We start from the raw sequence: 5,982 nt of genomic DNA on the forward strand, positions 1-5,982 counted from the left end.
CCCCACCCCCGCACCTACGCCCGCCTCCTTCAACCAGTCCGTCGTCGCGGAGTTCCGTGCCAACGGCGGCAAGGTCGGCGGGCCCTTCGAGGGGGCCGAGCTGCTGCTGCTGACCACCACCGGCGCGAAGTCCGGGAAGGAGCACACCACACCGCTCGGGTTCGTCCGCGACGGCGGGCTGTTGCTGGTCGTCGGGTCCAATCTCGGCGCGGCCCGCCATCCCGACTGGTACCACAACGTCCTCGCCCGGCCCACCGTACGCGTGGAGCTCGGCAGGGGGGAGTTCCAGGCGATCGCCGTCCCCGCCGAGGGCGAGCGCCGCGACCGGCTCTTCGAGCGGGTGGTGGCCGCCGAGCCCGGCTACGCCGACTACCAGGCGCGCACCGGCCGCGTCCTGCCCGTCGTCGCCCTGGAGCGGCCCGCCCACGAGGCGGACATCCCCGGGGAGGCCGCGAACTTCGCGGAGAAGATGACGCAGGTGCACCTCTGGCTGCGCGGCCAGCTGCGGCACGTACGGGACGAGACCGAGGCCTACTTCGCGGCGCTCGCCGCGCACCGGGGCGCCGGGTCACCCCCGGTGCCCGGCCTCGGACTCAAGATCCGCCAGCACTGCCTGGCCTTCTGCGACGCGCTCACCTTCCACCACACCAGCGAGGACACCCATCTGTTCCCGGTGATGGCCGGTCACCACCCCGAACTGCGCGAGACCTTCGACCGGCTCGCCGACGAGCACCGGGTGATCGCCCGCATCCAGGGCGAGCTGGCCGCGCTCCTCAAGGACATCGGCGGCGCCGACCCCGAGGTGTTCCGCGCCGACCTCGCGCGGATGTCGCGGGAGCTGACCCGGCACCTCGACTTCGAGGAGGAGTCGCTGCTGCCGGTCCTCGCCAAGCTGCCGTGGCCGCCCGGACCGCCCGCGGGGGCGGGGGAGCAGGCCGGATAGCCGGGCTCACCCGCACGGGCCGCGTCAGGTCCGTGCGGGGCCCGTGCTCTCCCGCTCGATGAGCCGCGGCAGCGGCACCTGCACCGTCGAGGCGGGCCCGTCGTCCAGGAGGGCGAGCAGTTCGCGGGCGGCGGTGCGGCCGAAGGACACCGTGTCCCTGGAGAGCGCGGTGAGCCAGGGGTGCACCATGCGGCAGAGCGCGGAGTCCTCCCAGGCCACCACCGACACATCGGCCGGGACGCCGTAGCCGAGCGAGGTCGCGGCGGCGACTCCGGCCACCGCCATGACGTCGTTGTCGTAGACGAGCGCGGTCGGCGGCTCGGCGGATTCCAGGACCCGCCGGGTCACGGCGTCGCCCTCCGCGTCGGAGTAGTCGGTGGTCACCGAGCGCACCCCGGGCAGGCCCCGGCTCTCCGCCTCGGCACGCAGGGTGCGGATGCGGCGCTCGGTGTGCGCGAGGCCTTCCAGGCCCGCGATGTGCACGATCCGCCGGTGTCCGAGCGCGTGCAGATGGCCCACGACCGACGCCATCGCGCCCGCGTCGTCGGCCCACACGGTGGACAGGGAGGGGTGTTCCGCGTCCGGTTCGGGCACGCCGCCGGTGACCACCGCGGGCAGCCCCAGCTCGTCGAGGAGCGCGGGACGGGGGTCGTCGGTGCGCGGATCGACCACCAGGACGCCGTCCACCCGGTGCTCGGCCCACCAGCGGCGGTAGACCGCGCACTCGGCGTCGACGTCCTCCACCACCTGGAACAGCAGCCCCAAGTGCCGCTCGGCGAGGACCTCCTGGATGCCCGAGATGAGCTGGAGGAAGAAGGAGTCGACGCCCAGCGTCGCCGCGGGGCGCGCCACCACGAGGCCCACGGTCGCCGAGCCCTCGCCCGACAGCGCGCGGGCGGCGGTGCTCGGCCGCCAGCCGAGCTGCTCGGCGACCCTGCGGACCCGGTCCCTGGTGACGTCGGAGACGCCGGGCCGGTCGTTGAGCGCGAAGGAGACGGCGCTCTCGGACACCCCCGCGCGGCGCGCGATGTCCTTCATGGTCGGCCTGCGCGCCGGTGACCGCTTGCCTCGCACCCGTTGCCCCTTTCCTGACGCCCACGCACTAATGCGCTTGAGCGCTGTGACTCTAAAGCGCATTAGTCGATTGCCGCAAGGCTTTCAACACACGCGTCTGACCTGCTCAGTTGATGGAAGGAGGCGGAGAAGTGGAATTTTTCTGTCCCGAATCCATTGACTTTGCGCCACCGGGCGATGCAGGGTCAGCCTCGGCGTGGATTGCCCGGCTCTGCCGGCGGCGGTCACCGCCGTCTCACGCTGGGCCGAGCAAAGGAGCCGTTTCACCGTGCGTATCTCCCGTACCCCCCGCAGAGCGGTCGCCGCGGGCGCCGTCCTCGCTGTCCTGCTGCCGCTGAGCGCCTGTGGCGACGGCGGCGACGGCGGCAGTTCCACCGACGCGTCGGGGAAGATCGAAGGCAAGATCACCTTCCAGACCTGGAACCTCAAGGCCAACTTCAAGGACTACTTCGAGGGCGTGGTCGACGCGTTCGAGAAGAAGTACCCCGGCACCGAGGTGAAGTGGGTCGACCAGCCCGGCGAGGGCTACGCCGACAAGATCAGCGCCGACGCCGCCGCGGGCACGCTGCCCGACGTCGTGAACGTCTCGCCCGACCTCGTCGCCCCGCTGGCCAAGGCGGGTCTCGCGCTCGACCTCGACAAGGCCGCGGGCACGTACGAGAAGGAGTACCTCCCCGGCGCCTGGAAGAGCCACCAGATACCGGGCACCGAGGGCACGTACGCCTTCCCCTGGTATCTGAACACCGGGCCGCTGTTCTACAACAAGCGCCTCTTCAAGGACGCCGGGCTTGACGAGAACAAGCCCCCGAAGACCTACGACCAGCTCTTCGAGCAGGCGCTCCAGCTCGCGAAGAAGAGCGACGGCAAGGTCGCCACGCTCGCCAACGTCCCCACCATCGAGGACTTCGGGCGCTACGGCGTCCCGCTGATGAACAAGGAAGGCACCGGCTTCGCCTTCAACGACGCCAAGGGCGTCGAGCTGCTCACCAAGTACAAGAAGCTGTACGAGGCCAAGGCGCTCGACGGCCAGGCGCTGACCGCCACCCCCGAGTCGACCGGCAAGAAGTTCCTCACCGAGGCCGTGGCGATGAACCCCGGCAGCGCGCTCGACCTGGAGAAGTTCAAGAAGGACGCGCCGAAGCTGTACAAGAACATCGGCATCACCCCGCAGATCAGCAGCACCGGCAAGGACAACATGTACGTGATGGGGGTGATGGTGAACGCCCGCACCAAGCAGACGCCCGCCGCCGTCGCCTTCGCGCACTTCGTCACCGACGCCAAGCACCAGATGGAGTTCGCCAAGCAGGTCGCGATCTTCCCCAGCACCAAGGGTTCCCTGGACGACCCGTACTTCACCGAGCAGGACGGCAAGGAGGAGACCCGGGTGCGCGTGGCCGCCGCCAAGTCCGTCAAGACGGCGGTGAACTACACGCCCGTCCTGTTCAGCGAGCAGATGAAGGTCGAGCTGCGCAACTCCGTCGCCAAGGCCCTCCAGGGCAAGGAGAGCCCCAAGGAAGCACTTGACAACGCTGTCAAGAACTGCGACCGGCTGCTTCAGCAGAGCTGAGCACCCACACGGTGCCGAGCCACGACCAGGAAACGACAGCAATGAAGACAAGCACCGCCACCACCCCGGACGCGAGCCGCGTCGCCGCCGCGCGCGGCGGTCGGCCCGCGCCCCGCGGGCCCGCCAAGATCCGGCGACAACTGCCCACCAGCCCCTGGCTGTTCGCCGCTCCCGGGCTCGCCATTGTCGCCGTCTTCATCCTCTATCCGTTCATCAGCACGCTCATCAACTCCACCACGGACAAGCGGACGCTGATCCCCGGCGAGTACGTCGGCCTCGCCAACTTCCGCGAGCTGCTGCACGACGACATGTTCTGGATCGGGCTGCGCAACAGCACGCTGTACGTCCTCGTGGTCGTCCCCGCGCTGGTGCTGCTGCCCCTGCTGCTCGCCATGCTCGTCCAGAAGCACATCCCCGGCATCACCTTCTTCCGGTCGGCCTTCTACACCCCGGTGGTCGCCTCGATCGTCGTCGTCGGCCTGATCTGGGTGTGGATGCTGGACGAGCGCGGCCTGGTCAACGCGGTCCTTGAGGCGGTGGGCGTCGGCAAGGTCGGCTTCCTCAGCGACCAGTGGCTGCTGCTGTTCAGCGCCATGGCCGTCACGGTCTGGAAGGGCCTCGGCTACTACATGATCATTTACTTGGCGGCGCTCTCCAACGTGCCGCGCGAGCTGCACGAGGCGGCGGCCGTCGACGGGGCGGGCGCGGTCCGCCGCTTCCTCTCCGTCACCGTGCCCGCCGTGCGCTCCACCATGGTCCTGGTGGGCGCGCTCTCCTCGGTAGCCGCCTTCAAGGTCTTCTCCGAGGTGTATCTGATGGCGGGGCCCACCGGCGGCCCCGCGGGTGAGGACACCACCCTGGTGATGCTGGTGCAGCGCGTCGGCACCGGCCTGACCGGACGGGTCGGCTACGCCTCGGCCATCTCGGTCGTCGTCTTCGTCGTCACCGTCGCGCTGATGCTGCTCGTGCTGCGGGCGGACCGTAAGGAGGACGCGTGAGCACCGCGGAGAAGATCCCCGCGACGGCCGTCGAGGGCGGCCCGCGCCCCGGGCCGAAGCCGCGCCGCAGACGGCTCACGGACGAGAACGGCCGCCGGATGCCCCTGTGGGAGGTCGTCCTGCGCTACGGACTGCTGCTCGCCGTCCTCGCGCTGATGATCGGCCCCTTCCTGTGGCAGCTCTCCACTTCCCTGAAGGGCCCGCACGAGGACATCTTCAGTTCGCCGCCGAAGTTCCTGCCCTCGGACCCGACCCTGCACAACTACGAGCGGGTCGCCGACACCATCCCCGTCTGGGACTACGCGCTCAACTCCCTGAAGGTGGCCGCCGCCAACGTCGTCACCAACTGCGTCGGCGCCACCCTCGCCGGGTACGCCCTGGCGCGCCTGCGCTACCGGGGCCGCAAGGCGGCCACCGTCGTCTTCATCCTGGCCATGCTGGTGCCGGTGGAGGGCATCATCATCGCCCAGTTCACCACCATGCGTGAGCTCGGCCTGAACAACACCCTCATCGGGGTGCTGCTGCCCGGCTGTGTCTCCGCGCTCAACGTCCTGCTGATGCGCAACGCCTTCCTCAACGTGCCCTACGAGATCGAGGAGGCCGCCTTCGTGGACGGCGCCAACGTCTGGCAGCGGTTCCTGAGGATCGCGCTGCCCGCCGTCAAGGGCACCCTCGCCGTCGTCGCCATCTTCGCCTTCATGGGCGCCTGGGACGACTTCCTGTGGCCCCTGATCGTGCTCAGCGACCCGGAGCGGTTCACCCTCACCATCGGCCTGAACTACCTGCACGGCACCTTCGCCAACGACGAGCGCCTCGTCGCCGCGGGCACGGTCATCGCCGTGCTGCCGCTGATCGTCCTCTTCGCCTGCCTCCAGCGGTACTTCTTCCGCGGGGTCGGCGAGGGCGCGGTCAAGGGCTGAACCCCCCCCACACGCCTCCCCCTAGAACCAGGATCAGCATTGCCTCCCGTATCGCCCCCCAAGACGCGCACACCGCGTTTCGGCGTCAACTACACCCCCTCGCAGGGGTGGTTCCACCACTGGCTCGACTTCGACATCGACGCCGTGCGCACCGACCTCGACGCGGTGGCCGCCCTCGGCCTCGACCACATCCGGGTCTTCCCGATCTGGCCGTACTTCCAGCCCAACCGCACCCTGATCCGGCCGCGCGCGGTCGAGCAGCTCGTCCGGCTCGCCGACGCCGCGGCCGAGCGCGGCCTCGACGTCAACGTGGACGGCCTCCAGGGCCACCTGTCCAGCTTCGACTTCCTGCCCGCGTGGACGCAGACCTGGCACCGGCGGAACATCTTCACCGACCCCGACGTGGTGGCCGGGCAGGCCGCGTATCTGCGGACGCTCGCCGCGGCCCTCGCCGACCGGCCCAACTTCATCGGCATGACC

Annotated in this window: 6 protein-coding genes; 5 read left to right on the forward strand and 1 reads right to left on the reverse strand. The window is 70.0% G+C overall.

The window, feature by feature from the left end; genetic code table 11:
* Positions 1-943 (forward strand): nitroreductase/quinone reductase family protein (locus AB8Z36_RS26965; protein ID WP_369215977.1); only part of this gene is annotated, 943 nt, incomplete at its 5' end.
* Between the two features lie 24 nt (positions 944-967).
* On the opposite strand, the gene AB8Z36_RS26970 is transcribed toward AB8Z36_RS26965, so the two are convergent.
* On the reverse strand, positions 968-2,017 hold the full coding sequence (locus AB8Z36_RS26970) for a LacI family DNA-binding transcriptional regulator (protein WP_369215978.1): 1,050 nt from the start codon (positions 2,015-2,017) through the stop codon (positions 968-970).
* A gap of 268 nt (positions 2,018-2,285) precedes the next feature.
* Here AB8Z36_RS26970 and AB8Z36_RS26975 point away from each other — a divergent pair, with 268 nt between their 5' ends.
* The 4 genes from AB8Z36_RS26975 to AB8Z36_RS26990 form a co-directional block, all read left to right on the forward strand.
* Positions 2,286-3,584 (forward strand): extracellular solute-binding protein, encoded by a 1,299-nt coding sequence (locus AB8Z36_RS26975; protein ID WP_369215979.1) that lies wholly within the window; start codon positions 2,286-2,288, stop codon positions 3,582-3,584.
* 41 nt (positions 3,585-3,625) lie between these two features.
* The gene (locus AB8Z36_RS26980; protein ID WP_369215980.1) at positions 3,626-4,582 is read left to right on the forward strand and encodes a carbohydrate ABC transporter permease; all 957 of its coding nucleotides are present in this window, start codon (positions 3,626-3,628) and stop codon (positions 4,580-4,582) included.
* Complete coding sequence (locus tag AB8Z36_RS26985) at positions 4,579-5,502, forward strand: carbohydrate ABC transporter permease (protein ID WP_440582003.1); 924 nt, start codon at positions 4,579-4,581, stop codon at positions 5,500-5,502. Before AB8Z36_RS26980 ends, AB8Z36_RS26985 begins: the two co-directional genes overlap by 4 nt.
* Positions 5,503-5,541: 39 nt before the next feature.
* On the forward strand, positions 5,542-5,982 hold a 441-nt coding region (locus AB8Z36_RS26990), incomplete at its 3' end, for a glycoside hydrolase 5 family protein (RefSeq protein ID WP_440582004.1).

Source organism: Streptomyces flavofungini (genome assembly GCF_041028215.1).
Taxonomy (GTDB): domain Bacteria; phylum Actinomycetota; class Actinomycetes; order Streptomycetales; family Streptomycetaceae; genus Streptomyces; species Streptomyces flavofungini_B.

Excerpts from the sequence above, each read along its gene's own strand:
- AB8Z36_RS26980 (WP_369215980.1), top strand. The coding sequence starts at position 3,626 with ATGAAGACAAGCACCGCCACCACCCCGGACGCGAGCCGCGTCGCCGCC.